22 protein-coding genes are annotated in these 26,312 nt (G+C 72.2%); 10 read left to right on the top strand and 12 right to left on the bottom strand.

Translation table 11 applies throughout. The features are described from left to right. Positions 1-797 precede the first annotated feature (797 nt). Entirely contained in the window at positions 798-3,815 is a 3,018-nt protein-coding gene (locus WME89_RS50085; protein ID WP_438006582.1) for a fibronectin type III domain-containing protein, read from the bottom strand. A 143-nt stretch (positions 3,816-3,958) separates the two neighbouring features. Between WME89_RS50085 and WME89_RS50080 the strand changes: the two genes are divergently transcribed. Then, positions 3,959-4,225: a hypothetical protein gene (locus WME89_RS50080; protein ID WP_438006581.1), complete on the top strand. Its 267-nt coding sequence runs from the start codon at positions 3,959-3,961 to the stop codon at positions 4,223-4,225. 195 nt (positions 4,226-4,420) lie between these two features. On the opposite strand, the gene WME89_RS50075 is transcribed toward WME89_RS50080, so the two are convergent. Then, positions 4,421-4,681: a hypothetical protein gene (locus WME89_RS50075; RefSeq protein WP_438006580.1), complete on the bottom strand. Its 261-nt coding sequence runs from the start codon at positions 4,679-4,681 to the stop codon at positions 4,421-4,423. Positions 4,682-4,885: 204 nt separating this feature from the next. Continuing rightward, a complete protein-coding gene (locus tag WME89_RS50070) occupies positions 4,886-5,020 on the bottom strand; it encodes a hypothetical protein (RefSeq protein ID WP_438006579.1) in 135 nt (44 codons plus the stop codon). Between the two features lie 40 nt (positions 5,021-5,060). Between WME89_RS50070 and WME89_RS50065 the strand changes: the two genes are divergently transcribed. From WME89_RS50065 to WME89_RS50055, 3 genes are all read left to right on the top strand, one after another. Next, the gene (locus WME89_RS50065; protein ID WP_438006578.1) at positions 5,061-5,363 is read left to right on the top strand and encodes a hypothetical protein; all 303 of its coding nucleotides are present in this window, start codon (positions 5,061-5,063) and stop codon (positions 5,361-5,363) included. Positions 5,364-5,657: 294 nt separating this feature from the next. Continuing rightward, complete coding sequence (locus WME89_RS50060) at positions 5,658-6,389, top strand: hypothetical protein (RefSeq protein ID WP_438006577.1); 732 nt, start codon at positions 5,658-5,660, stop codon at positions 6,387-6,389. A 190-nt stretch (positions 6,390-6,579) separates the two neighbouring features. After that, on the top strand, positions 6,580-7,173 hold the full coding sequence (locus WME89_RS50055) for an HdeD family acid-resistance protein (RefSeq protein WP_438006576.1): 594 nt from the start codon (positions 6,580-6,582) through the stop codon (positions 7,171-7,173). A gap of 388 nt (positions 7,174-7,561) precedes the next feature. On the opposite strand, the gene WME89_RS50050 is transcribed toward WME89_RS50055, so the two are convergent. From WME89_RS50050 to WME89_RS50020, 7 genes are all read right to left on the bottom strand, one after another. Beyond that, entirely contained in the window at positions 7,562-9,796 is a 2,235-nt protein-coding gene (locus WME89_RS50050; protein ID WP_438006575.1) for a hypothetical protein, read from the bottom strand. 9 nt (positions 9,797-9,805) lie between these two features. After that, positions 9,806-11,851: a DCC1-like thiol-disulfide oxidoreductase family protein gene (locus WME89_RS50045; protein ID WP_438006574.1), complete on the bottom strand. Its 2,046-nt coding sequence runs from the start codon at positions 11,849-11,851 to the stop codon at positions 9,806-9,808. Further along, positions 11,848-12,948, bottom strand: coding sequence for a tryptophan 2,3-dioxygenase family protein (locus tag WME89_RS50040; RefSeq protein WP_438012071.1), 1,101 nt, complete (start codon positions 12,946-12,948; stop codon positions 11,848-11,850). The genes WME89_RS50045 and WME89_RS50040 overlap by 4 nt, the downstream gene beginning before the upstream one ends. 307 nt (positions 12,949-13,255) lie before the next feature. Continuing rightward, positions 13,256-13,939, bottom strand: a complete 684-nt coding sequence (locus WME89_RS50035) for a hypothetical protein (RefSeq protein ID WP_438006573.1) — start codon at positions 13,937-13,939, stop codon at positions 13,256-13,258. Positions 13,940-13,988: 49 nt separating this feature from the next. Next, a complete protein-coding gene (locus tag WME89_RS50030) occupies positions 13,989-14,525 on the bottom strand; it encodes a hypothetical protein (RefSeq protein ID WP_438006572.1) in 537 nt (178 codons plus the stop codon). Positions 14,526-14,721: 196 nt separating this feature from the next. Continuing rightward, a complete protein-coding gene (locus tag WME89_RS50025) occupies positions 14,722-15,054 on the bottom strand; it encodes a hypothetical protein (protein WP_438006571.1) in 333 nt (110 codons plus the stop codon). Between the two features lie 107 nt (positions 15,055-15,161). Beyond that, on the bottom strand, positions 15,162-16,646 hold the full coding sequence (locus WME89_RS50020; RefSeq protein ID WP_438006570.1) for an MBOAT family O-acyltransferase: 1,485 nt from the start codon (positions 16,644-16,646) through the stop codon (positions 15,162-15,164). Positions 16,647-16,887: 241 nt separating this feature from the next. Here WME89_RS50020 and WME89_RS50015 point away from each other — a divergent pair, with 241 nt between their 5' ends. Genes WME89_RS50015 through WME89_RS50005 form a run of 3 tightly spaced genes read left to right on the top strand, consistent with a single transcriptional unit; the run spans position 16,888 to position 19,047 of the window. Next, positions 16,888-17,445, top strand: coding sequence for a hypothetical protein (locus WME89_RS50015; RefSeq protein WP_438006569.1), 558 nt, complete (start codon positions 16,888-16,890; stop codon positions 17,443-17,445). Positions 17,446-17,447: 2 nt separating this feature from the next. Continuing rightward, entirely contained in the window at positions 17,448-18,257 is an 810-nt protein-coding gene (locus WME89_RS50010) for a polysaccharide deacetylase family protein (protein WP_438006568.1), read from the top strand. A gap of 46 nt (positions 18,258-18,303) precedes the next feature. Next, on the top strand, positions 18,304-19,047 hold the full coding sequence (locus WME89_RS50005) for a SirB1 family protein (protein ID WP_438006567.1): 744 nt from the start codon (positions 18,304-18,306) through the stop codon (positions 19,045-19,047). 48 nt (positions 19,048-19,095) lie between these two features. On the opposite strand, the gene WME89_RS50000 is transcribed toward WME89_RS50005, so the two are convergent. Beyond that, on the bottom strand, positions 19,096-20,646 hold the full coding sequence (locus WME89_RS50000) for an ATP-binding protein (RefSeq protein ID WP_438006566.1): 1,551 nt from the start codon (positions 20,644-20,646) through the stop codon (positions 19,096-19,098). A 445-nt stretch (positions 20,647-21,091) separates the two neighbouring features. On the opposite strand from WME89_RS50000, the gene WME89_RS49995 reads away from it, so the two are divergent. Continuing rightward, positions 21,092-23,674 carry a PAS domain S-box protein gene (locus WME89_RS49995; protein ID WP_438006565.1) on the top strand — a complete coding sequence of 861 codons (2,583 nt, stop codon included), beginning with the start codon at positions 21,092-21,094 and terminating at the stop codon, positions 23,672-23,674. 141 nt (positions 23,675-23,815) lie between these two features. Here WME89_RS49995 and WME89_RS49990 read toward each other — a convergent pair whose 3' ends face one another. Then, a complete protein-coding gene (locus WME89_RS49990) occupies positions 23,816-25,303 on the bottom strand; it encodes an amino acid permease (protein WP_438006564.1) in 1,488 nt (495 codons plus the stop codon). Between WME89_RS49990 and WME89_RS49985 the strand changes: the two genes are divergently transcribed. Further along, positions 25,302-25,514: a hypothetical protein gene (locus WME89_RS49985; protein WP_438006563.1), complete on the top strand. Its 213-nt coding sequence runs from the start codon at positions 25,302-25,304 to the stop codon at positions 25,512-25,514. The genes WME89_RS49990 and WME89_RS49985 overlap by 2 nt on opposite strands. A 116-nt stretch (positions 25,515-25,630) precedes the next feature. Beyond that, positions 25,631-26,305, top strand: coding sequence for a hypothetical protein (locus WME89_RS49980; protein ID WP_438006562.1), 675 nt, complete (start codon positions 25,631-25,633; stop codon positions 26,303-26,305). The last annotated feature ends 7 nt before the right edge of the window (positions 26,306-26,312 follow it).

Genomic DNA, 26,312 nt, shown 5'->3' with positions numbered 1-26,312 from the left:
GATGAGCGAGCGGACCGCGGCGATGGCCAGCTTCGTGCGTCAGAAATCCCGCCAGAAATTCCCGGCCGGCGAGGAGTGGCGGCCAGAAAACTTAGTAATTCCGATAGCTTCCGGTGGTTTCATCGTCGAGGGCGGCTCCGACGTGGCCCAACGCGGGCCCAACGGGTCGCCCTCCGCCGCTGCGTCGGCCACTGTCGAGCGGCCCGCGGCATCATCGCTCGGGGTTGGCGCCTGACTCGACGGCGCGGCGCCGAAGGAGCTGCCTTTGCTCGCCGCCCCGGCCCCGCCATCCGGTCCCGCCGACAGGGGAGTTCCTCCGACCGACCCGCCCGCACCTCGGAGCTCGGGGATCGCCTCATCGAGGGGGGCGAAGTCGCCCAAGCCGAGCTCAGCGACCTTGCGCGCCGCGCGCTTGGTGTAGCGTCTCCACGTTGTCGCGCACGATCTCGTAGAGCGTCGTCTTCTCGGTACGACGGCGCTCGTAGACGACGCCCGTGGCGCGAGCCGCGCTGGCCACACGGCGCCGACGCCGCACGCCGCACGCCACGCGGTGAGGGCGCGCTCTCGCCGCGAATTTCGACAACCCGCCAGGCTATCGCCCATGGCGGCGCCTGGCGGAGCGGCGGGCATGCGGCGCCCGAGCAGCGGGTGTCCCGCGCCGAGGTCGTAGTGGATGTCCAGGCTCCGCGCACGGGCCTGGATCACAGCAGCGCCGCTTCCAGCGGGTCGCATGAGACGGGAGCTCTACGGAAGATGACACGCCCACCGCTCGGGCGCGCTTCCTCGACCGGGGAAGATCAGAACGTCGAGAAATACGCCCACGGCTGGTTCCCGGCGCTAGCCTGCATGCAATAGCCGCCGTTTCGCTCGGCCGGCAAGGTGACGTTGGCGCCGTTGCAGGTCACGAGCACGCCGTTGACGCTGAACGTCCGCCCCGCGGCGAAGTTGCCGCAGTTGAGCCCTTGCACGTTCGCGGTGGTCTCATGGCAGGTGGTCGCGGTGCCGAGGTTGCCCGAGTGGTAGCTCTGCGTCGAGAACACGACGGGGCTCGCGCAGAGGCCGCCGCAGGGCGTGCTGCCGCCGGAGTTGCCGCACACGTTCGACGTGCCGCCGCCGCCGCAGGTCTCGGGCGCCGTGCAGCTTCCGCACGAGCTCACGCTCCGCGGCGCACCGCAGTTGTCGACGTCGCTCAAGCTGCCGCAGCCGGCGCCGAGGCGCGCGCAGAACTGGGCGTCGCTCTCCGGAGTGCAGGTTCCGTCCGTCACCTCGAAGACGAGCTCGACCGTATCGAAGAGGCCATCCTGATCCGTGACCCGCACGACGGCCGTGCTCAGCCCGGCGGAGGGCGGCGTGCCGCTCAGCGTGCCGTCGCTCGCCACCGTGAGCCAGCTCGCGCCGCTCTGCTTGGAGTACGTCAGCGTATCGCCGAGGTCCGGATCGGCAGCCGTCCCCGCGAGCGTCTGCCCGGACAGCGCCACGTTGACCGTGGCGCTCCGCGTGATCGGATCGAGCGTGAAGCCGGGCGCGCGATTGCCGAGGTAGAGCGCCGAGACGCCGGGGAACTCGGTCTGCGCCCTGGCGAGCTCGAGCTCGAGCTGCGGAGTCCAGCGGAAGGCGAGCCGGGCCTCGTCCTCGAGATCCACCCCCGCGGCGCCCGCGCAGAAGTGGATGAACTCGCCGAGGTTGAGCGGGCGATTGCCGTACGTGCTGTTGATCGTGGGCAGGTGCTCGGCGAGGAGCTGGAAGAACCTGGACAGGAACCGGCTGCCCTTGTGGTCCGCGTCCGTGTTGCCGAACTCGCCAGCGTAGAGCGGATAGTACCAGTCGCGGAACCAGTAAACGCCGAACCCATCGGTGTGGGTCACGTTATCCTCGTAAATCACCGGCGCGAGGTTCGGGGAGATCGTGGTCAGGTGCAGGAACACGTCGTAGCCGAAGATCTCGGCCCACTTGCTGTCACCCCAGGCATTGAAGGCGGGCGAGCCCGCGATGCCGTTGTTGTTGGCCTCGACGATGTGCCCCATCTCGTGGATCAGCGACTGCACGACCCAGCCGTAGTCCGGCACCGACCAGTCGCTGCTCACGGTGAAGATGATGTTTCGATAGGAGGCGGCGCTGTCCGAGGCGTACACGACTCCACCGACGTTGTAGGCCAGGGTGCCGGGAACCTCACCCGGAGCGTTGTCCTGGTTTCCGATCATGTGAAGGGTCGGGGTGACCATGCTGCCGTAGGTGTCCTTCGCGTAGCCCCAGGCTTCGCTGACGATCGGGGCCACCCAGGTGGCGCCGGACGGGTTCGGGACGTACTGGTCGAAGTACGCGGCGAGGTTCGCGTCCGAGTAGGCCAAGGTGACCGTGCGGTTTTGGCCGTCGTACCAGCCGTTCTCCACGAACGACGCGGGCGGCGTGTTCGCGGTGGTGGTCGCGCTCACGGGCCCGACCTTGATCGAGCTGCCCGCCGCGTTCTGCGCGCTCACGCGGAAATAGTAGGTCTGGTTCGGCGCCAGGCCCGTGGCGCGGAATTCGGTGCTGCCGGCGCCGGTGGTCCCGACCACGAGACCGGAGGTGAAGCTCGAGTTCGTGGCTCGCTCCACGCGGTACGACGCTTCGGGGTTGAGCTGCCCGGCGTTGTCCGTCCAGGTGACGCGGATCTGATTGCCCGACAGGGCCTGCGCGCTCACGCTGCCCGGCGCGGCGGGCGCGGCGAGCGAGGCGCTGCTCGTGCCGAAGAGCCGCCACTCTGCGAGCTGCGTGTCACCAGCGCCGTGGTTGGCCTGGATGTGCAGGCGGTACTGGCTGAACTGCAGGCGCTCGGGGTTGCAGGAATACACGCGCGCGCTGTGGCGGTTCGTGAACGACTGGTTGGCTCGCGTGTCGAGCGGGGTCCAGATCGTGCCGTCGTTCGAACCTTCGAGCGTCCATTCCTTCGGATCGCGGTCCGGAGCATCGTTGGCGGACGTCAGGCTGTAGCTGGTGACCACGGAGCTCGGCGTCTCGAGCCGGATCCAGGTGCTGGCGTTCGGCTCGTAGTACTTCGAGAACGGATTGTTGTCCGTGACCTTCGTGACCTCCTCGCCGGTGACTCCGTTTCCAGGGTGCTGCTCGACGGGCACGGACGAGGCGAGCGCGGTGATGTCCTGGTGCACGGCGACCCCCGCCGTCGTGGCGCGCGCGGAGACCTCGGACGGGAACCCGCGCAGCGCGCCGTTCACCGCCTGCACTTGATAGAGATAACTCGTGCCGGGCGCCAGGTTCGTGTCGGTGTAGCTGGTGGAGCTCGTGAAGACCTCCGTGGTGCCGCTGCCGTCGTCGTTCACGCGCTGGACGTAGTAACCGGAGGCGTTCGCGGCGGGCGCCCAGGTCAGCGTGACGGCGTCGGAGTCCACGCTCGGCGCGTCGAGCACCGGAGTGCCGGGCACGGTGCCTGCGGCCAGCGAGCCGCCGACGCGCAGCTCGGCGAGCTGCAGCGCGTTGCCGCCGCCGAGGTTCTGGCTGACGTTCAAGCGATAGTAGAGGTACGCATTCGAGTTCGAAAAGGTGAAGGACCGGGTCTGGTCCCGCGAGGTGAAGGACTCGTTCGTCCTCGTGTCGAGCACGAGCCAGCTCAGGCCGTCGTTGGAGCCCTCGAAGGTCCAGCTGCGCGGATCGCGGTCCGGGAAGTCGTTGGCCGAGGTGATGTCGTACGAGACGATGATCGACGGAGCCTGCATCCGGTACTGGATCCACTCCGTGCGGTAGGGCATGAAGAGCTTGGTGTTGACGTTGCCGTCGTGCACCTTGTCGATGCCCTCGACCCCCGGGGGAATCCCCCGCATGTCGCTGACGCTGGCCGTGGACGCCGGGGTCAGATCCGTGCCAGTGAGGGCCGCTTGCAGCGACGCGGTCGCCTCGTCGGAGTCGGGCGAATCGAAAGATACGCAGGCGGGGAGGAAGAAGAGCGGGAGCCAGAGATGCGCGCGTGTACGGTGTTGCCGCATTGCCAATTGCCCTCGTCAAGAATGAAGCGAGATGGATCGGAAACGGCGTGAACGAACGAGCGCCGTTTCGGGGAGATGGAAAGCACACAATTCGAGGGCGTCAAGGACGAACCTTCTGCTTCGGATGGCTGATCATTTCTTATGCAATCTGCTGCCTCCTGGAAGACGACATCAGGGCGACGATCGAGCTACGCGTTCCCGGCGGCTTGAGCTGGATCGACCTGCCGATGCTGCCCCGCACCACCTGAAGCACCGTCTTCGCCCGGGTAGCCGCCGCCGGCGCCGCGCGCGTGCCCGCCCCCCTGAATGTCGATCATGGTCCTCGAAGGCGAGCGCCCTGGGGCGCGCGGTCGTCGGGGTCGTCGATTGCGGGGTGGGGAGGGTGAGCAAGCGCATGGGTTTCACCTCGAAGCATCAGCGGACTTCCTGGATGAGAAATCCAGTCATTCGTTGGCCTGGTGGCTCAACGGGTTTTCATGGGTGAATCTGTTCTCGAATTTCCCAGCTTCGCAGCTGTATTCCACGATGACCCGGCCGTCCGACGTCTGGACGATCTGCGCGCCGCCGCTTTCCGTCCATTGGATAACACCCTTGGGTGTGGAGCCGGGGACTTCGGTGGCAGGCATGACGTCACGAAAGCGTTTGAGAGTCGCGGTCGGGGATTGCGCCGGGTCCGCCGTCGACTCGCCTCCTGTACCGCTCAAACCCCTATCGTCCTCCAACGTGATTTCCGCCCAATTATCAGTCGATTGGTAAACCGGAGCCGCCGGACCAGGCCTGTCCAGGGCACCGAACAGGTTGAAACCCTGAGAAAATGAACCACAGAGGCACAGAGCTCTGTTGTTGTTCCTCTGTGTCCTCTGTGGGAGCCGCGCCCAGCCTGTGCTCGACGCCTTCCGCGCCTTTCGTCAGAGGCGCTGGCCCGTGCGGCGGACGCGCGCGCCGAGCTCCTCGATCCGCGCGACGACGCGCGCCGGGTCGAGCACGCTCTCCGGGAGGTAGAGCCCCGGGCCGACGGGGGGACCGCCCGCGAGCCCCAGCAAGCGCTCCGTCGCGATCGCGGCGCCGTACGCGCTGAGGCGCGTGAGGCCGTCCGTATCGACGATCCTCGCGGCGCTGAAGGGCGACGAGCAGATGGACGCCGTCGAGCGGGAGCTCCTCGACAGGTACGTGCGGGAGCTCCTCGACAGGTACGTGACGATCTACGAGGACGCGCTCGCGCCGTTCGCCCACCTCTCGAAGCGCGAGCTGCACCTCCGCTCCGTCGCGATCATCGGCGCCGCCGAGGCGCTCGCTGCCGACATGTTCCGCGGCCGCACCGACGAGCCCGCCGCCGCGAAGGCGCTCGAGTCGCTGATCGTGCGGTGGCTCTCGAACGGCCGCTGAGCGGCGGCCCTGCTCGTGAGCGCCGGCGCGGGCAGGGATTGACGCCGGACGCCGATCGATGGGTGGCCGGGGCGCGGCCGATGTAGCAGGAGCACGAGCTCGCCAGTGACTGCGGCGCTTCCCAGTGACTGCGGCGCTTCCAGTGACTGCGGCGCTTGACGACGGGGGGCCGGTCTCGATGTAGCGCGCATGGGGCGACCATCCACCGGGCGACGTCCGCAGTTCCCTTCCACCGTGCCACGACCGGTCCGGGCGCGCGCCGGGCGCACACCCACGGAGCGGACTCCGCTTTCGGTGCGGACCTTCGGCGTCGGCGTCGACGAGGCGACGAGGGCGCACGTGCGCCAGAGCCTCGGGGCGAAGCTCGGGCGGTTCGCGCCCCGCATCGAGCGGCTCACGGTGCGCTTCACGGACGTGAACGGGCCACGCGGCGGCGTCGATGTCGCGTGCGACGTGAAGGTCGTCCTGAGCGGGCGCCCCAGCGTCGTCTATCAGATGCGAGGTCAGGCGCCGCGCGAGGCGATCGACAGGGCCGTCCCGGGGATCGTGCGGGCAGTGCAGAGCGCCCTCGAGCGCGCGCCACGCGCCGCATCGAGCGCGCCGGCGCGGCGCCCGAAGCGCACGGCGCGCGCGGCGAGGCGCAGCGCGGCGGCTCCGGCGCGGCTCGGTCATCCATCGCCCGAGGGCAGCTTCATCGGGCGGCGCGTGGGGCGTAGCAAGGAGAACCTCGAGCGCGCGCTGGAGCGGCCCGAGAAGTCGCGGCGTGACGTTCCGGTCGACACGGCCGCTCCGGGGCGGAGCGCGACCGACCGGAAGGCGGGCGGCGGCTCGACGGCGCGGCGTAACACGCTGCGGAGGGCACCGAAGGCCACCGCGGCGCTGGAAGACTCGGCGCAGGACCGCCCGTCGCGCAAGTCGACGCGCAAGAGCGCCAATCGCGCGAAGCAGGACTCCAAGCTCCGGCGACGTCAGGTCCGGCAGGCGGCCACTCCGAGCGCCAGGGCCGCGAAGGCGACCGCCCGCTGATCAGGCGGTGCGCTCCTGGGCGCCCTCGGCCGTGACGCCTCCACGAGCGCCAGGCACGATGTTCCCGCCGGCGCGCTGGCACGGACGATGCTGAATATGGACGTGGTCGCGCACGTGGTCCCGGCCACCTCGTCCGCGCGCGGCGGGTGACCGAAGGGACACGCGTGCTCCACGAACCAGAGGGGTGCCCATGGTCGGTCCGCTCGGAGAATCCCGGACGCCGCTGCGCTTCGCGCCGGCCGATATCCACACCGTGCGGGAGAAGCGCGGTTGGTTCCTCGCGCTCGGCGTGGCCTCGATCGTGCTCGGGGTGGTCGCGGTCATCCTGCCCTTCGTCGCCTCTCTGGTCACCGCCATCGTCCTCGGCTGGGTGATCGTGCTCGCCGGCGTGGCCGAGGGCCTTCACGCCCTCCAGAGCCGCGGCTGGGCCGGCGCCGGCTGGGAGCTCGTGAGCGCCCTGGTGCAGGTGGCGTTCGGGCTCCTCCTCGTGCGCTTCCCGATGACCGGCAAGCTCGTGCTGATGGTGATCGCGTCGGCATACTTCGTCGCCGAGGGCGCGCTCAGGCTCGTCCGCGCCTATCAGCACCGCGGGCTGCCGGGCTCGGGATGGCTCGTGTTCGACGCCATCCTGGCGCTGGCGCTCGGGGTGCTGATCCTCACGGGCGGCGTCACCACCGCCGCGACGGTGCTCGGCTTGCTCGTCGGAATCAGCCTCCTGACCGGCGGCACGTCGATGATCCTGATCGCGCTGGGCGCCGCTCGCGTGCTCCACACGCGAGCGTGAAGGAGGCGAGCGCCGCGCCGTGCAGATGGGCCCCCCCTTGCTCGGGGCAGGAGGCGCGCGGGCCAGGTTGGCGACTCTGGAGCGGTTTCAGCCGGAACTGGTACGCCGTCTGTCGTCGGCCGTCTGTCGTCGGCCGTCTGTCGTCGGCCGTCTGTCGTGCTCGTCCTTCGTGCGCGTGCGCGTGCGCGCTGACTCCGGGGAATCGCGCACGCGCACGCGCACGCGCACGCGCACGCGGAAGACAGACGGAAGACGGAAGACGGAGGACGAAGAACGAAGGACGAAGGACGAAGGACGAAGGACGAAGGACGAAGGACGAAGGACGGAAAACGGAGGACGGAAGACGCGAGACTAAAGACGTCTGCATCAAATCCGAGCAAAAACCGCTCTAGTTCCCCGCGCTCTCTTCCTTCCGCAGCGGCGGCAGCGGCGGCAGCCCCGGGCGGGGCCGATACCCCGGCTTCCGGTACGACAGGATCGGTATCGCCTCGTTCTTGTACGGCGCGCTCTCCCCCGGCTTCGGGCACTGGTCTCGCACCCAGTACACGTCGAACGCGACGATCTCGTCGTCCGGCCGCCCCGTGCGCTCGGGGTACCTGAGCAGGTAGTCCTGGAGCCCGGGCCTGCGGAACGGCTTGTTCCGGTCGAGCCGGATCCGGTTGAAATAGTCCTGCTGGATCTGCCCCAGCCCGAGCCCCCGCGCGTCCGAGAGGTCGAGATCGGGCGGGAGCCCCGTGAACGGATCGACGTGCCGCCCGTCGACGGTGATCGCATCGACGCTGATCGACCCGTCCTCGGTGATCGGGTTCGGCGCGAACATCCCCCACCCCTGGAGCAGGCGCGGATAGACGATCGTCGCCTGCACGACCTTCGGTTGCGTGTGCTTGAGGAAGGCGGGCACGCTCTTGTTCTCGTTGATGGCCTGGCTCACCGCGCAGAGCCCGAGGTACGCGACGAGCGCCTCCCGCGCGATGGCCCTGCCGCGGGCGAGCTTCTCCGAGAGCGGCGACGGGCTCTCCGCCGCGGCGGCCGCCCTCGCGCGCGGCCGCCGCGTCAGCCCGAACCCGAAGAACCGCGCGATCGCGTCGCGCCGCCGCGACGCGACCCCGAGCAGCGCGCCGGGCGCGCCGAGGCAGAGCGCCCAGACGAGCGGCCACGCATGGCGGCCCCCGGGGAGCGCCTGCAGGATCTCGCGCAGCGCCGCGGCGCCCTGGAACACCCGGCCGCCGGCCGGGTCGCTCGCGTCGCGCACGACGAAGAGCTCCGGCCGGGGCTCCCCTCCCCCGGCCGCCTCCGCCTCCCCGGCGGCCTCTGCGCGCGCCTCCTCGAACCGGAGCAGCCCGAGCCCGTCGAGCCGGGCGAGGAGCCGCATCAGCGCGAAGGCGAGCGGCGAGCTCCCGTCATAGACGACGACCCTGGGCTCCGCGCGCCGGCGATACCAGCGCTCGAGCGCGTCCCAGTGCTGCGCCGTCGGGAGCAGGAACGACCAGCCGATCATGAACCACGAGAACGGGCCGAGGCGCATCATGACCCCGAACGAGCCGTGCAGGGCCCACATCCCCGCCATGGCGAGCGCGCGCGTGTAGCGGCGGCCATAGGGCGAGAGGATCCACGGCACGAGCATCGCCTCGAGCACGAGGACACCCCAGGTCATCCCCTTCTTCGCCCAGAAAGGGATGTACTCCCGCGCGACCACCGCGAGCCCGGTCACCATGCGGTCGAGGTGCAGCACGTAGTGCACCGTCTCGCCGCGACGCCAGATCAGGCCTGATTTGTTGACGACGTTGAAATAGTAGATGGTCACCAGGTTCAGGAGCGCGAGGAGCACGATCCCCGAGACGTACGGCCGCTCGGCCCACGCGGGGCGGCTCCGGTCGGCGAGATCGGCGGCCGTTCGCTCCTGCCGCTCGCGGTAGGAGCGGATCAGCGCGTCGACGGAGAAGCGCCTGCCGGTCGGCATGAACATGGCCCAGCAGGTGATGATGTTCACGACGACGTAACCGCCGTTCTCGATCATCACGATCCGGTTGTCCCTGCTCGCCACGAGGAGGAACGACAGGACCGAGAACAGCCGCGTGTGCCATCCGACGAAGAAGCAGAGGAAGCAGAAGAGCGAGAGCGCGAACGCGACGTGGACCTCTCCGATCGACGAGAACGCGTGATACAGGCTGAAGTTGTATCCGCTGCTCGGGTGGAAGAGGTGATAGTGGTTGGTGAGCACCCCGTCGTTGCTGTAGATCCAGCTCGCCTCGGCCCAGTGGCGCACGCAGTCGCTCGCCAGGAGAAAGCCGAGCACCAGCCGGAACAGGCCGAGGGTGCGGACGTCGATGGTGCAGTAGTGCTCCTTGATCCAGCGCCCCACGCGCCGGAGGCGGCCCTCGGCCGGCGGCCTCGGGGCTGGAGCGCTGGCCCCGGGCGGCGCGCCGTCTCCGGCCGGCGCGCTGTCCTCGGGGGCGCTCTCTCCGGGTGTCGCGCTCTCCGCCGACGCGCTCTCTCCGGATGTCGCGCTCTCCGCCGGCGCGTCGTCTCCTGCCGGCACGCTCGCCGGCGCGCCGTCTCCGGCCGGCGCGCTCGCCGGCGCGCCGGTGGCCGCGGCGCTCGGGTCCTCGTCAGCCCCTCGCATGTGAGCGCCTCAGTTCGGTTTGATCGGTCGGACGAGGCTCGGCGAGAGGGGCAACGGCCGGTCGCCGAGCCGCCCCGTGCCGCCGCGCGAGTGCGAGAAGAGCTTCTCCCTCTCGAACGTGCCTGACGCGGCCTCGCCCGGCGGGGGCGTCGGCGCGGAGACCCAGTAGGCGTCGAAGCCCGAGAGCGACATCTCCCGCCCTCCTTCGGCCGAGAGGGGCCCGCCCTTCGCGAGGTAGTCCCGGAAGGCGCGCTGGAAGTCGACCCACTCCGGCCGCCGGATCCGGTCCATGTAATCGGACCAGAGCTGGCCCAGACGCGCCGCCGGGTGCCCCGACGGCTGGAGCCGCGGCTCCTCCCCGGTCAGCGGATCGATCGGCTGCGACGCGCGCGTCTGGCCGTCGATCACCAGCAGCCCGCTGCTCCGCGGCGGCTCGGGCGCCATCACGTCCCACCGCGCCAGCATGCGCGGCCACGACGCCACCCCCGCGAGCACCCTCCCCTGCGGGACGGCGCCCGCCCCGGGCAGCGGGTTCTCCTTCGCCGTCTGCGCGAGCATCGCGGCGAGCACCACGAGCACCGCCGCCTCCCGCAGCGACCCCAGCACGAGGCGCGCCATCCGCACCGCGGGCGCGGGCCGGTCCGGCGCGGCGCCCTCGTCGTCGCCGTCCGCGTGGCTCTCGTCGAACAGCGGGATCCCGCACGCCTGCTTGCCGAGGAGCATGCTGATGTGGTGCCTGCGCGTCGCGACCACCTCGTAGAGCACGTTCAGGAGGTGCGAGATGCCGGGCAGCTTGAGCGGCAAGGCGAGCCAGCCGAACGGCAGCGCCAGCAGGCCCTCGGTCACCGCGTCGCCCTGCCTGTGGACGCGCCCCTTCCTGTCGATCGCGAGCACCGTCCGCTCGACGAGCTCCGCCGTGACCTCCTTCGGCATCGGCACGCGCTCCGTCGCCCCGGTCTGGTTGCGCACGTAGAGCTCGTCGAGCGCCACGTTGCCCTGGAAGGCCACGTGCCCCCGCAGGTCGAGCCGCTTGATCATGCGGCACAGCGTGAGACAGAGGCCGCAGTCGGCGTCGTACACGAGCGTGCGCGCCCGCCGCTCGTTCCAGGAGCGCTCGTACACGTCCCAGAGCTCGCCGGGCAGCACCAGCGCCGCCGCGGCGGCGAGCGACCAGCCGAAGAGCCCGAAGTCGAAGAAGCTCCCGAGGATCAGCCCGTGCACCACCATGAGCGCGGCGGCGATGCCCCGCGTCCAGCGGAAGAGCGCGGGCACGAAGAGGAGCACCGGGATCGCGATCTGCATCGCCCAGGTCCCGAACGTGAGCCCGCGCAGCGTGCCGAGCGGCAGGGCGTCGCGGAGCCACCCGCCCGCGTCGCTCGCCCAGCGATCGACGTGGAGCGCGTAGTAGAACGCCGTCCCGTCGCGCCACGCCTCGCCGCGCTGCTGGAGCGCCGTGCAGAGGTAGATGAGCGCGAGCTGGAGCAGCACGGCCAGCGCGGCGAGCGAGGTCGGCGACCAGCCGGGCAGGCGCTCGACGGCGATCTCGGCCTCCGACACCCTCGACCTGTCGTTCAGCTCCGTGTCGCGCTTCTCGTCCCGGAGCGCCAGCGAGTCGCGCAGGCTGTCGACCGAGAAGCGGCCCCCGCAGGGCAGGAAGGCGGTGAACGCGAGGATCGCGATCGCCGCGTAGTTGCCGGCGTTCTCGAGCAGGATGTTCCTCGACGTCAGGCTCACGAGCACCACCAGCGCGAGCACGTGGAACACGCGCGTCCGGTAGCCGACGAGGAACAGGGCGTAGACGAGCAGCGCGAGCGAGAAGGCGAAGTGGGCCTCTCCCACCGTCGAGACGGCGTGGAACAGGCTGAAGACCTGCTGCTTGCCGCGGAGGTTGAAGAGGTGGTTGTGGTTCGGGAGGACGCCCTCGTTCGAGTAGAAGTCCCGCACCCATCGCCACCGCCCGAACAGGTCGGCGATGAGGACGAGCCCGAAGGTGACGCGAAAAAGCCCGAGCGAGCGGGCGTCGATCCGCAAGAAATGGTCGCGAAGTGATTTCACGGAGAGTCCTCGACCCGGAATCCGTAGTCCGGTGCGTGCTCGAGCGCAGGGACGCTCGGCTGTCGCAAAAGCAGGGAGCGCACTGTCCAGAGATCGCCAAAGACGCGGTAGCGCAGCGCGGTCTGGTCGAGGTAATCGACGCCCGCGGACCCGCCGGTGCCGGTGCGCCGGCCGATCACCCGCTCGACCATCCGCGCGTGGCGCTGCCGCCAGATGAGCATGGCCTGCTCCATCTCCAGGATGCGGTCGAGCACCTCGCGCGGCCACGCGAGCCGGGGCAGCTCGCGGTAGCTCTCGATGAAGACGATCGCCGCGCGCACGGCCCGGCGCTTCTCGCAGGTGGCGGCGTCGGCGTCCGGGTCGTCCTCGGCGAGCAGGAACGCCTCGGCGTTCGCGTTCTCCGCCTCGTAGCGCGCGCGGAGCCGCTCGACGTCCGCCGGGGTGAGCGCCTTGTCGATCGCGATCTGGACCCGGCGCTCGTTCTCCTCGCGCATCGAGCGCATGTAGTTGCGCAGGAAGCGCAGGACCGCGCCCGGGTCGCTCGAGCCGTCGATCGGCGTCCGCGAGAGCCACTCGTACAGGTAGTGCTTGAGGCTCGGCCCGCTCGCGAGCCGCGCCTCGAGCCGCCGCGTCGCGGCCGACGGCGAGCCGTCCGCCGTCTTGAGCGCCTCCTTGTAGCTCCCCTCCCGGCCGAGCGGGATCCGGACCGCGTCGTCGAGGCCCATCACCACCTCGATCTCGCGCAGCTGCGCCGACTGGAAGCCGCTCGCGGGGATCAGGCGATCCCGGAAATCCAGGTAATCACGGGTAGTTAGCGTCTCCATCACCCGGAAGTGCTCGATCGCCTGCTCGAAGATGGTGACGACCCGCCGGAACGAGCGCGCCGCCGAGGCGAGCTTCTGGTCGGGGACGGGGTTCTGGCGGAAGAGCTCGCGCGCCGACGTCAGCTCGCGCAGGATGAGCTTGAACCAGAGCTCGTAGATCTGGTGGACGACGATGAAGAGGGCCTCGTCGTTGCCGACCTTCTGCTCGTCGTCGTCGAAGCCGCCCTGGAGCGCGAGCAGCTCCTCGACGTGGATATAATCCCAGTAGTTCATGTCGTTGGCGATCGCGGGGCCTGCCGCCCGGGTGCCCGCGCCGCTTGCCCGCTGCAAGCGCTGCGCCGGCACCCGCGAGCAGCGCCGGGAGTCTACTTCCCGCCCCCCCGAAAACGGAAGCGCGCCGGCGCCGTTCGCAAGGAAAGCGCGCCCGGCGATCGCGTGTTCACTGATCGGCCGGCGGCGCAAGCCGCGCGCTCGCTGCCGGGCGGCGGCGCACGCCGCGCGCTCGCTGCCGGGCGGCGGCGCACATCACGCGCTCGCGGCGCGACGGCAGCGCCGGCCGCAGCGCGGCGCCAGGCGCACCTCAGGGGCTCGCGGCGCCCGGCGGCGGCTCGGCCGGCGCGCGCTGCAGGCCGTCGGGGCCCACGTCGACGGGCGGCGCATAGCTCTTGAGCTCGGCCTTCTCGTAGCTCGCGCCGCTGGCCGCCTCGAGCGCCACCACGCCGACGTCCGGGCAGAACGTCGACACGTAGCGCGCCGGCCTGTCGCCGAGGCGCTCCTCCACGGTCTGCACGCACCCCGTGAACCGGCCTGCGGGCACCTCGACGGCGGCGTCGACGGCGGCGATGCGGGCGCGGCCCCCGTGCTCGCCGGTCCACGTCGTGCCGGGCGCGACCGGCTCCTTGAGCACGTAGACGCCCGTGTCGCTGCGGCGGACGCCATCGCCGGTGAACTCGAAGCGCTTCACCCCCGACGGGAACCGGAGCTCGCCGTGGCGCTCGTCCGCGCGGTGCACGCGGGCGACGAGGAGGCCCTGCTCGCCGCCCTCGCTCATGGTCACGTAATGGTAGATGTGCCCGTCGACGAGCGGGAAGTAGCGCTCGGCCCCCGTGCCCGAGGTGGCGCCCTTCTGGCCGTGGGGCGCCGCGTTCCACGCCGCCGGCCTCGCGGCGCCTGACGCGCCCCCGCAGCCGAGCAGCGCGAGCGCGAGGGCGGCGAGCCGGCGCGCGAGGGGGCGGCCCGGGGGACGTGCGCTCTCGGCGCTCACCGCGCGGCCTCCTCGGTCATCACGGGCGGGGTCGTCACGGGCGGGGTCGTCAGGGGGACGCGTGGCTGTGGGACCAGTACCAGAACGACAGGAACGCGAGCAGCGCCACGGCCGCGACGAGCAGGGCGACGGCGAGCGGATCGGGCTCGATCCGCCGCAGCAGCGCCCGCGCGGCGCGGCGGACCTCGGCGCGCTCGCCCTCGGCATCCTCGGCGTCGTCGCGCTGGGCCTCGGTCTCACCGGGAGGCCGCGACGAATGTCTCTTTGCCGGAGCCACGCCGCGGAGGTCGTCGGGCTCGGCCCCGCTCAGGAGCCGCATCGCGCCGGCCTTGACGAGCGCGTAGTCGCCGCGCTCGAACGCCTGCTCGAGGCGCACGAGCTCGGGGTTGCGCGGGAGCGCCGGCGCGGCGCCCGGCGGCGACGACGCCGTGCCGCGCTGCCTCGCGCGCTTCTTCGTCCGGCGCCGCGGCTCGGCGCTCCCGTCCGCCGGGGCGCTCGGCTCCGGGTCGGCCGGCGCGGACCCTTCGGCGTCGGCCGGCGCGGACCCTTCGGCGTCGGCCGGCGCGGACCCTTCGGCGTCGGCCATCGCCCTCTCCGTCACGTGCAGCTCCCGGTTGTGATGAAGGCCATGACCGAACCCCTGCGGCGGATCCTCGAGACGCCGCAGGCTACCTCGATCCCGGGCGCACGTGCCCCAAAAAAGGCCTGAAATCCACGGCCCATGGCGCTCTCCGCGCCGCCGGGCCGGCCGCGCCGCGGCGCTGGTCGGCCCGGCGTCCGGCCTACTGGTGGTCCCGCCCCCTGTCGACGTCGGCCGGCTCCGGGCGATCCCGCCAGGGCACGGCCGCCTCGCCCTCGCCGCTCACCACGCAGCGGAGCCCCTCGCACGCGGCCCGGTAGTACGCCTTGCGACCGCAGCCCACGGCCTTGAACTGCCCGCCGAGCTGCTCCTCGACGCGGACGTCCTTGTCGGCGCAGTCGAGGTCGGAGGTGGCGCGCGACCGGACCATCGGCATCGCGTTCGACGGCACGTTGCCCACGCTGCACGCCGGCGAGAGCGCGCCGGCGAGGAGGGCGGCGAGGGGGGCGAGGGCGGCGAGAAGAGACGGGCGCACGACACGAGCGTAGTGCACCGATCCGCTCGAAAGCCCGATAAATGCGCCGCGACGCGGATCGCCGGGCCGTCCCGCGCCGCCCGCCCCGGCTCAGCCCGGCGCCGTGATCAGAACTGGAAGTAGACGAACGGCACGGCGGCCGCGCTCGCCGCCTCGTGGAGCCCGACCGCGACGAGGAACAGCAGCGCGCCCTGCGCCGGCGCCGGCGCCGCGATGAAGCCGGCGCGGGCGCGCTCGTAGAGGCGCTCCGGCACGTAGTGCGACGCGAGCGCGACCCCGAGCAGCGCGACGAGCACGGGCGGGAGGTTCGGGTGGAAGGTCGTCAGCGTGCCGATCTGCCGCAGGATCAGCACGGCCTGCGAGAAGCTCGGCACGCGGAAGAAGATCCACGCGAGGCAGACGTAGTGGAACGTCAGCAGCACGCAGAGCGCGTGGAGCGGGAAGCGGAGCGGGGACGACGGGCGCGCGGCGGCCTCGCGGTCCTCGCCTCGCTCGGCTCGCCCGCCCCGGCGGCGCTGGACGGCGCGCTGGAACGCGCGCGTCACCGCGAGGCCGAGGCCATGCAGGAAGCCCCAGAAAACGAAGTTCCACGACGCCCCGTGCCACAGGCCGCCGAGCAGCATCGTGATCATCAGGTTGCGGTACGTCGAAAGCTCGGAGCCGCGGTTGCCGCCGAGCGGGATGTACAGGTAGTCGCGCAGCCACGTCGACAGCGAGATGTGCCAGCGGCGCCAGAAGTCGGCGAGGTTCTTCGCCTTGTACGGCGCGTCGAAGTTCTTCGGGAACCGCACCCCGAGCAGGAGCGCCGAGCCGATCGCGATGTCGGTGTAGCCCGAGAAGTCGCAGTAGATCTGCGCGGCGTAGCCGTAGACGCCCGCGAGGACCTCGAGCGCCGAGTAGTTCTCCGGGCGCTCGAAGACCCTGTCGACGAGGTTGAGCGCGAGCTGGTCGGAGAGCACGACCTTCTTCACGAGGCCGATCGCGATGAGGAACAGCGCCTCGCCGCCCTGCTCGCGGGTCAGGCTCGGGGCGCGCTCGAACTGCGGCAGGAGGTCGCGCGGGCGGACGATGGGGCCGGCGACGAGGTGCGGGAAGAAGGCGACGAAGAGCAGGTAGCGGAGGTAGCTCCTGTGCGGCGGCAGCTCGCCCCGGTAGACGTCGATGACGTAGCTCATCGACTCGAACGTGAAGAACGAGATGCCGACCGGCGGCAGGAGCACCCGGAACGCGTGGCCCACGCTCGCCGGCTCGCCCGTGAGCAGGGCGCGGAGCGCCGCGACGTTCTCGATCGCGAAGTTCCAGTACTTGAAGAACCCCAGGAACCCGAGGTTCAGCGCGACGGTGGCGATGAGCATCGCGCGCCGCGCCCGGGGCCTCGTCTCGCGGGCGATCGCGCGCGCGAGCAGGAAATCGACCGTGGACGAGGCGAAGATGAGCGGCAGGTAGCGCCAGTCCCAGGCCGCGTAGAACCCGTAGCTGACGAGCAGCAGGAACACGAGGCGCGGCCAGACGCCGGCGATCCGCACGAGCGCCCACGATCCGACGAAGACGGCGGCGAAGAACTCGGCGTAGCGAAGGGTGTTGAAGAGCACGACCGGTCGGAGCCCGGGTCAGGCTGCCGCGCGGGGCGCGGCGCGCGGCAGGGCCGGGGCGCTGTGGGCTGTGGAGCTGTGGAACCGTGAAACTGTGATGGCGCCACCCTGGCGGCGGGCGCCGCCCGGGCGGTGGGCGCCCTCTACCACGGCGCGGCGCCGCGCGGTTGGGCTCGCGGCGCGGCGCCATGGCGCCGCGCCATGTTGAACAGCGCCCGGCGTCGTGCCAAGGATGGATCTGATGCTGGGTCGCCTGATCCTCGGGATTGTGAAGGGGCTCATCGTGGGGGGCTTGCTGGGGTTCGGGCTGGCGAAGCTCGGCTACGCGGCGCCCTTCGCGATCATCGCCTACCTGGCCGCGGCGCTCGCCGGGGTCCTGGTCGGGCTCATCGCGGGCAAGCCCATCTGGGCGAAGGACGCGAAGATCGAGGCGGGCATGAAGGCCTTCGTCGGGGCGCTGCTCGGCGCCGGCCTGATGTACGCCGCGCGCCGGTGGCTGACCATGCCGGTGCCGGTGCCGCTCGGCGAGCTCGGGGGCGCGAACCTGTCGCTCGGCGAGGCCGCGGGGAGCGCCGGGACGTTCGGCGGCCTCGCGGTGACGTCGCTCGCCGCGATCGCCGCCCTCCTCGGCGGCTTCTACGAGGCCGACAACGACCCGTCGGACGAGGCGACGCCCGGCGCGAAGCCGGCGGCGAAGGCGGCGGCCGGGGGCAACAAGCGCATCGCCGCCGCCGCCGCAGCCGACGATCTCGAGGACGACCTCGAGATCGAGCCCGAGAAGAAGCGCGCGAAGAAGTAGCCGTGCCGTTCGCGCGGGCGCTCCTCTACGCGGCCTCGGCGGGCGCGCTCGCGCTCGTCGCGCGCTCGCTGCTCGTCGCGCCGGTGCCCCTCGCCGTCGCCTGCGCGGCGGGCCTCGGGTACCTCGCGCTCGTGCATTGCGGGGTCTTCTTCCTCGGGCTCGGCATGTTCGTGGACGTGGTGAAGCGCGGCCCGCCCGGCGCGCGCGGGGTCGCGCTGACGTTCGACGACGGCCCGAGCCCGGAGCACACGCCGCGGGTCCTCGACCTGCTCGACGAGGCGGGCGTGAAGGCGACGTTCTTCGTCATCGGCCGCAAGGCCGAGGCGCACCCCGAGCTCGTGCGCGAGATCGCGGCGCGGGGCCACGCCGTCGCGCTGCACAGCCACGCGCACGACCGGCTCTTCTCGTTGCGCTCGGCCCGGTACGTCGAGCGCGACCTCCGGGCGGGCCTCGACGTCATCGAGCGGATCACCGGCGCCCGCCCTGCGCTGTTCAGGCCGCCTGTCGGCCACACGAGCCCGCGCATCGCCCGCGTGGTCGACGCGCTCGACCTCGACGTAATCGGCTGGTCGGCGCGGGGGTTCGACGGGCTCCCCGGGGCGAGGCCCGAGCGGGTGGCGGCCCGGGTCATCCCGGGGCTCTGTGACGGGGCCATCGTGCTGCTCCACGATGCGGCCGAGCGCGACGACCACGCGCCCGCGGGGGTCGCGGCGCTCCCGCGCATCCTCGCGGCGATGAGCCAGCGCAACCTGGCCGGGGTCCGCGTCGACACGTGGCTCGACGAAGGCGCCGGGGACGACGTCGCGGCCTAGACCATTTCTCTCAGGTGGCGCTACGCTCCGTCCGATGGCTGCGCCGGTGAGTCTGACGCTCTTTGCGCATATCGCCGCGAGGCCGGAGGACGAGCTCGACCTCGCCGAGGCGGCTCTCCTCATCGACGACGCCGCGTACCCGGGGCTCGACATCCCCCATTACCTCGGCGTGCTCGACCGGCTCGGCGGCGAGGCGCGCCGCGCGATCGATCGGCCCTGGCGCTCGCCGGAGGCGACGCCGGGCAGCGGCCCGATCGAGGCGCTGCTGCGCTGGTTCTACGGCGAGCTCGGCTTCCACGGCAACACGGTCGACTACTACGACCCGAAGAACAGCTACCTGCACGAGGTCCTCGAGCGCCGGACGGGCATTCCCATCACCCTCGCGGTCGTGCTCCTCGAGGTGTGCTCGCGGGCCGGCATGGAGGCCCAGGGCGTCTCGTTCCCGGGTCACTTCCTGGTGAGGACGCCGGTCCGCGGCGGCGTGCTGCTGATCGACCCCTTCGAGGGCCGCCTGATCGGCCGGGACGACCTGCGCGCGCTGCACACCCGCGCCACCGGCGCCACGCGCGACCCGGATCCGCGGCTCCTGGTGCCGGCGCAGAAGCGGCAGATCCTGGTGCGCATGCTGAACAACCTGCGCTCGATCTACTCGAGCCGCTCGGACGCGGCGCGGCTGCGCAGCGTGCTCGAGCGGATGCAGGTGCTCGCGCCCTCCGAGGAGCTGCGGAAGGAGCTCGACCAGCTCGGCGGCGAGCGGCCGTGGCCGTCGTCGGGGCGCGTGGTGAACTGACGCGGGCCGACGCAGGCCGACGCTCGAGACGGTCGGCGCCTCGCCGCGTCAGCCCTCGCGCGACCCCACGGCCGGCAGGAGCACCACGAACCGCGCCCCGCCCCCTTCGCCTCGCTCCACCCCGATCGACCCGCCCGCCGCCTCGACGAGCCCCCGGCACACGGCGAGGCCGAGCCCCGTCCCCTCGCCGACCTGCTTGGTCGTGATGAACGGCTCGAACAGCGTGTCGCGCACCGCCTCCGCGATCCCCGGCCCGTTGTCCTCGACCTCGATCCGCGCGGCCCCGTCCGCGCCCCGCGACGCGCGCAGCGCCACGCGCCCGCCGGCGCGCGGCACCGCGTCGGCCGCGTTCAGGAGGAGGTTCAGCAGCACCTGCACGAGCCGACCGTGCGACAGCGGCACGGGCGGCACGTCGGGCGCGACGTCCCGCGCGAGGTCGACCCCGCGGAACGCCCTCTGCGGCGCCACCAGCGAGACGACGTCGTCGACAGCGTCCGCCACCGCGCCGGAGGGCTCTTCCCCCGCCTCGCCCGCCTCCCCCGGGCCGCCCGCCGCCGGCCGCGCGAAGTCGAGCAGGTCGCGCAGGATCCGGTGGATGCGCTCCGTCTCGCGCTTCATCCGCTCGACGAAGTCGCGCTCCTCGGCCGGCGTGAGGCCCCCCGCGAGCAGCAGCTCCTGGAGCCCCAGGATCGCCGCGATGGGGTTGCCGATCTCGTGCGCGAGCCCCGCCGAGAGCCGCCCCACGGACGCGAGCCGCTCCGAGCGGACCAGCCGCTCCTGCGCGCTCTTCAGGTCCGCCGCGTAGCGCTCGACCTCCGCGATCTTCGCCCGCAGCGACTCCTCGTCGGCGCGGAGGCGGCCCGTCATGAGCGCGAGGCTCGCCCCGAGCTCCGCGAGCTCCCGCGCGCCGGCCTGCGGCACCTCGAGGTCGCGCGCGCCGCCGGCCACGCGGTGCGCGGCCCGCGACAGCGCGTCGACCGGCCGCACCACGAGGCGCGTCATCGCGATGTACGCGAACACCAGCAGCCCGAGCGCCATCACCCCGGTGTAGAGCGCGACGATCCGCACGAGCGGCGCCGCGGGCACCGTCGACGGGTCGGTCTGCACCAGCACGGCCACGGAGCCCACCTGCGCGGCGCCCGCGCGCGGCGTGGTCGGCGGCGCGCCCGCGCGCGGCGTGGTCGACGGCGCGCCCGCGTGCTCCGGGACGATCACGAGGATCGCGCCCCCGCGCGCCGTGCGCGCCGACCGCAGCACCTCCGCGCCCGCCTCCACCGAGGCCGGCAGCGCCGCCGTCACCTCCGGCTCCCCGGCGCGGTCCACGAGCGCGCCCGCCGCGTCGTAGACGCCGATCGCCGAGGCCCCGTCCGGCCCGAGCTGCGCGTCGAGCAGCAGCGCCAGCTCCGGCGCGGACCGGTTCACCCGCGCCGCGGCGACGTGCCCGGCGATCGCGCGCCCGATCGCGCGGGCGCTCGACGCGCGCACGCCGCCCATGGTGGCCCGCGTGAGGCTCGCCACGGCGAAGAAGAGCGGCACGAACGCCAGCATGAGCAGCGCGCCGAGCGCGAAGAGGAGCTGAAGCCGGATCCCGAGCCGCACGTTGTGTCCTTGACCCTCCGCGCCATCCTCGCCCAGGTCGCCTCGGATCGCACCCGGCAGGCGCGGGCCCGTGTCTCGCGGGCCGCGGTGCGCGGTGCACGGTGCGCGGTGCGCGGTGCGCGGTGCAGGGTGATCGACGGCCGCGCGCGTCGCGCGCCGGGCCTCATGGGAGACCCGCTATCGAGCTTCTCCGCTCCCGGCTTGCCCTGTCGCGCTGGCCCCCTCGCCACCCCGGCTCTCCATCCGATCGGCCTCGGCGCCACGCGCGCTCTGCCCTCGCGCGGTCGGGGAAGATCCGCAGTGTCGCGCGCCGGTGAGGTGGGCTGTCGAGCCGCCTCGACCGCAGGAGATCGCGGCCTTTCGTGCGCTGCAGGAGGCCTGCGCGGGCGCGCGCTCCGGGGCGGCGGGCCCACGGCGCGCCGCGGCCAACATGCTAGCCTGATTCGTGAGTTGTCCGGCGGGCGAGCTACAGGGTCGAGCCAGCGACGCGCATCGGGAGCAACTGGACTCCTCCCTGCAGAGCCCTGCGCTCTGCGAGGACGAGCTGGGCGCGCCGGCCGGTGACGGGCCCGCGTCGGCGCTCCTCGGCGCGCCGGAGGCGCTGGTCTGGGAGGTGCGGGGCGACGCGATCGAGCTGTCGGCGGTGCGCACGGCGGCGAGGGAGCTGTTCGGGCACGCCGCCGAGCGCTGGGCGTGCGACGAGGGGCTCTTCTGGCGACAGCAGCACCCGGAGGACCGGCCGCGGCTGCTCGCGCTGGCGCGCAAGGTCCTCGCGGAGGGGACGAAGGAGCGCATCGAGCACCGCTTCCTCGCCGCCGACGGGCGCGCTGTGTGGCTGAGCAGCGAGCTCGTCCGCCGCCGGGACCGGGCCGGCAGGGCGCCCGTCGTCCGCGGCCTCTCCACGGACGTCACGCGGGCGAAGGTCGCCGAGGAGGCGCTCCGCGAGAGCGAGGAGCGCGTGCAGGCGCTGCTCGAGTCGACCGAGCAAGGGATCTACGGCCTCGATCGCGCGGGGCGGTGCACGTTCGCCAACCGGGCCTGCGTGCGGCAGCTCGGGTACGGCGACGAGGCGGAGCTCGTCGGGCGCACCATGCACCAGCTCGTCCACCACACGCGCGCGAACGGCGCCCCGCTGCCCGAGTCGGAGTGCCGGATCTGCCGCACGTGCCGGAGCGGGGAGGCCGCGCACATCGAGGGAGAGCCGCTCTTCCGCGCGGACGGGACGAGCCTCCCCGTCGAGTACTGGTCCCGCCCCGTCCTCAGGCAGGGGGAGGTCGTCGGCGCCATCGTCACGTTCATCGACATCGCGGAGCGGAAGCGGGACGAGCAGCTGCTCGCGATGCAGGCGCTCACGAGCGCGCTCCGGGCCGAGGTGAGCGCGGCGCTGTCCCACCCCGGCACGATGCGGGAGCTCGTGCAGCGCTGCGCCGAGGCGATCCGGGCGCACCTCGACGCGGCGTTCGCGCGCATCTGGCTGCTCGACGAGCGCGCGCAGGTGCTGGAGCTCTGCGCCAGCGCGGGCATGTACACGCACCTCGACGGCGCCCACAGCCGCGTCCCCGTGGGCAGCTACAAGATCGGCCGCATCGCGGAGGAGCGCCGGGCGCACCTGACGAACGACGTCCCGAACGACCCGCAGGTGAGCGAGAAGGAGTGGGCGCGGCGCGAGGGCATGGTGTCGTTCGCCGGATACCCGCTGCTCGTCGAGGATCGGCTCATCGGCGTCATGGCGATGTTCGCGCGGATCCCCCTGCACGGGCGGGCGCTCGACGCGCTGGGGACGATCGCCGACATGGTCGCGCAGGGCATCGAGCGCAAGCGCGCCGAGGACGCGCTCCAGCGGAGCGAGGAGCGGCGCGCCGCCGAGCACGCCGTGCTCCGGCGCGTCGTCGAGCAGAGCGGCGACGGGATCGTCATGGTGGACGAGCGCGGCGTCGTCCGGCTGATGAACCCCGAGGCCGAGCGGCAGCTCGGGTCGGCCACGGAGCGCACCATCGACGAGTGGGCCCTCACGACGGCCTTCTGCACGCCGGACGGCGTCCCGATGCCGGCCGCGGAGACGCCGCTCCACCGCGCGCTGCGCGGAGACAAGGTGGAGAGCGCCCGCTGGCAGGTCCGGCGGCCGGACGGCTCGGCGCGCGTGCTCTCCGCGAGCGCGTCCCCGATGCGCCGGGCGGACGGCGGGCCCGCCGGCGCGGTGATGAGCACCCGCGACGAGACGGAGCGGCTCCGGCTCGAGCAGGAGCGCGAGCGGCTCCTCCGGCGCCTCCAGGAGGCGGTCCAGGTGCGCGACGAGTTCCTCTCCATCGCGTCGCACGAGCTCAAGACGCCGCTCACGGCGCTGGTCCTCCAGGTGGAGAGCCTGCGCCGGGCGATCCGGCTCGGCCAGGCCGCTCAGGCGTTGGCGCGGCTCGACGCCAAGCTCTCGACCATCCACCGGAGCGTCTTCAGGCTGAGCGACCTGGTGAACGAGCTGCTCGACGTCACCCGGATCTCGGCGCGCGGCCTGCCGCTCCACGTCGAGGACTTCGACCTCGTCGCGCTGCTCCGCGAGAGCATCGAGCGGTTCCAGGAGCCGCCGCGCCAGGGCTCGTCCATCCGCCTGCTCGGGAGCCCGGAGGTCGTCGTGCGCTGGGATCGCGCCCGCATGGAGCAGGTGATCACGAACCTCCTGTCGAACGCCGTGAAGTACGGCGCCGGCGCGCCGATCGACGTGCGCGTCGAGGCCGACGCGGAGCGGGCCCGGTTCGCGGTGCAGGACCGCGGCATCGGCATCGCGCCTGGCGACCAGGCGCGCATCTTCGAGCGGTTCCAGCGCGCGGCGTCGGTCATGCACTACGGCGGGTTCGGCCTCGGCCTCTGGATCGTGCGGCTCATCGTGGAGCAGCACGGGGGCGCGGTGCGGGTGGAGAGCGCGCCGGGGCGCGGCGCGACCTTCTCGGTCGAGCTGCCCCGGGCTGTGGCCGTGGCCGGCGCCCCGGCGCCGGCGGATGGCGAGCCGCCGCGGGGGTCCGCGCCGCCGGGGTAGGGCGCGCGATCCATGCGCCGCGTCGCCGAGCTCCGGCACCCGGCCGCGGGCTCTCGGACGCGGGCTCTCGGACGCGGAGTGCCCCCTGGCCCGCCTGCCGCGCGCCGGCGGGCCGGGAGGAGCGCGACGAGCGTCGCGGCGTTACTGGCTCGCCGTCATCGCGCTGTGCTTGCGGCTGTAGCCGAAGTAGATCGCCATGCCGAGGAGGAGCCAGACGGCGAGGCGCAGCCAGTTCTCGGTGGGCAGCGAGAACATGAGGAGGAGGCAGATCGCGATCCCGAGGATCGGGGTGAGCGGATAGAGCGGCACCCGGAACGGGCGCGGCGCGTCAGGCGCCTTCCGGCGCATGATCAGGACCGCGGCGCAGACGAACAGGAACGCCAGGAGCGTCCCGATGTTGACGAGCTCCGCCAGGATCCGCAGCGGGAGGAGCGCCGAGAGGGTGGCGACCACGAACCCGGTGAGCAAGGTGGACTTCCACGGCGTCTGGAAGACCGGGTGCACCGACCCGAAGAAGCTCCTCGGCAGGAGCCCGTCGCGGGCGATGGCGAGCAGCACGCGCGGCTGGCTGAGCATGAGCACGAGCAGCACGGAGGTGATCCCGGCGATCGCGCCGAGGGAGATGATGAACTGCGCCCACGGGAGGCCGACGCGCGCGAAGGCGTCGGAGACCGGCGCGTCGATGCTCAGCTCGGAGTAGGGCACCATGCCCGTCAGGACCGCCGCGACGGCGACGTAGAGGACCGTGCAGATGACGAGCGAGGCCACGATGCCGATGGGCAGATCGCGCTGCGGGCGCTTCGCCTCCTCGGCGTGGGTCGAGATCGCATCGAACCCGATGTAGGCGAAGAAGACGGTCGCGGCGCCGGCGAGCATCCCGAGCGGCTCTCCCCCTTTGCCGGTCTCGCCGGAGATCGTGTGACCGAAGAAGCTGAGCCCCCCGAGCCCGAACGGCGCGAATGGCCGCCAGTTGCTCGGGTTGACGTGGAACGCGCCGACGGCGAGGACGAAGAGCACGACGGCGAGCTTGAGCGCGACCATCACGGCGTTGAGGGTCGCGCTCTCGCGGATCCCCTTGAGCAGGATCACCGTGACCGCGGCCGTCACGAGGAGGGCTGGGAGGTCGAGGATCGCGCCTGTGGACACGAGCTCTCCGAGCGCTGGATTGTAGTCGAACGGCGCGCTCCTGAGCTCTCTTGGCAGCTCCACCCCGAAGATCCCGATGAAGTCCTGGAAGTAATGGGACCACCCGTGCGCCACGGCGGCGGCGCCGACGGCGTACTCGAGGACGAGATCCCACCCGATGATCCACGCCGGCAGCTCGCCGAGCGTCGCGTAGGCGTACGTGTAGGCCGAGCCCGCGACTGGCACCATCGCCGCGAACTCCGCGTAACAGAGGGCCGCGAACACGCAGGCGAGCCCCGCGACGACGAAGGACAGCATCAGCGCGGGACCGGCCTTGTCGTGCGCGGCCTGACCGGTGAGTACGAAGATGCCTGTCCCGACGATGGCGCCTATCCCGAGGCTCGTGAGCTGCAGCGGCCCGAGGGCGCGCCGGAGGCGGTGCTCCCCCTTCAGCTCCTTTTTCAGGGCCGACAGCGGTTTACGTACGAACAGCCGGCTCCCCATGGCCTTCGGTGCGCTGGCTCTCGGGCTCGGCCCCGGGCACGTCAAGCCACAGGCGCCCGAGCCGCCGCCGGGCGAGCCGAGCCTGCCGCGCCGCGCGCTCCGCGATCTCCGCACGGGCGAGGAGATCGCGTCGTTCTACGCGATGGGTCAGCGCGTGATCGGCTGCACCGATCTCTGTGCGAAGCACCTCGAGTGCGTGGCCGGGAGCTGATTGGAGCCCCCGTCCCCCACCGCTACACGTGCAGCCTTCTCCGCAGGATCACCGGCACGCAGATCCAGGGAGCGCGGCGGACGCGCGATGCCTCCGCGGGTTATCCTGCTCATATCATGCGGATCCTGCTCACGATCGCGCCGGGCCTTCGCTACCGGGTGTGCCTGCGCGCGGCCGCCACGTCCAAGCACCACGATCACGGGATGCCCGAGCGCCTCGAGGCGATGAAGCTCCTCGTGCCCGGCGTGGAGTCCTTCGAGCACGAGGAGAGCCAATGGACCGTCCTCGTGCCCGACGTGGAGTGCCTCGATCGCCTCTCCACGTTCGTGCAGGCGTGCTCGCCCGCGGACGCGCCGCCGCAATGGAGCACACCCGCGCCGCTCGAGCGCGTCACCCTGCGGAGCGCCGTCGAGGTCACCGGAAAGTACATCCGGCACCTCTCCGGCCCCGGCGCGTACGCGTGGCTCCGCTTCCTCTTCGAGCCTGAGCCCTCTCTCGGCGACGCGATCGCGCTGCGCGCGGCGGCCGTCCCGCTCGCTCACCCGCACGCGCTCCCCGACGAGGCGTTTCGAATGTTCCTCCCCGCGCTATGCGCCGGGCTCGCCCGCGCCGCGCGCGCGGCCTCAGGCGGCGCCGCGCTCTCGGGCGTGAGCGCCACGCTGCTCGAGGCCCGGTTCCATGAGGTCGACTCCCGCGCGATGGCGTATCAGCACGCCGCTGCCCTCGCCGTCCGCCAGGCCGTGGTTCAGGCCGGGATCGAGCCGCTCCCGCAGAGCATGCAGGGCAAGTAGCCGCTCG

The sequence above is a fragment of the Sorangium sp. So ce321 genome (genome assembly GCF_051530195.1).
GTDB lineage: Bacteria > Myxococcota_A > Polyangia > Polyangiales > Polyangiaceae > Sorangium.
The sequence above is the reverse complement of the archived record's forward strand: the minus strand, read 5'-3'. Positions and strand labels throughout refer to the sequence as shown.

What these genes read in the sequence shown, in the direction of transcription:
- WME89_RS50055 (WP_438006576.1), top strand. Translation starts at nt 6,580, where the DNA reads ATGGTCGGTCCGCTCGGAGAATCCCGGACGCCGCTGCGCTTCGCGCCG.
- WME89_RS50040 (WP_438012071.1), bottom strand. Translation starts at nt 12,948, where the DNA reads ATGAACTACTGGGATTATATCCACGTCGAGGAGCTGCTCGCGCTCCAG.
- WME89_RS50015 (WP_438006569.1), top strand. Translation starts at nt 16,888, where the DNA reads ATGCTGGGTCGCCTGATCCTCGGGATTGTGAAGGGGCTCATCGTGGGG.
- WME89_RS50085 (WP_438006582.1), bottom strand. Translation starts at nt 3,815, where the DNA reads ATGCGGGGGATTCCCCCGGGGGTCGAGGGCATCGACAAGGTGCACGAC.
- WME89_RS49985 (WP_438006563.1), top strand. Translation starts at nt 25,302, where the DNA reads ATGGCCTTCGGTGCGCTGGCTCTCGGGCTCGGCCCCGGGCACGTCAAG.
- WME89_RS50030 (WP_438006572.1), bottom strand. Translation starts at nt 14,525, where the DNA reads ATGGCCGACGCCGAAGGGTCCGCGCCGGCCGACGCCGAAGGGTCCGCG.
- WME89_RS49980 (WP_438006562.1), top strand. Translation starts at nt 25,631, where the DNA reads ATGCGGATCCTGCTCACGATCGCGCCGGGCCTTCGCTACCGGGTGTGC.
- WME89_RS49990 (WP_438006564.1), bottom strand. Translation starts at nt 25,303, where the DNA reads ATGGGGAGCCGGCTGTTCGTACGTAAACCGCTGTCGGCCCTGAAAAAG.
- WME89_RS50050 (WP_438006575.1), bottom strand. Translation starts at nt 9,796, where the DNA reads ATGCGAGGGGCTGACGAGGACCCGAGCGCCGCGGCCACCGGCGCGCCG.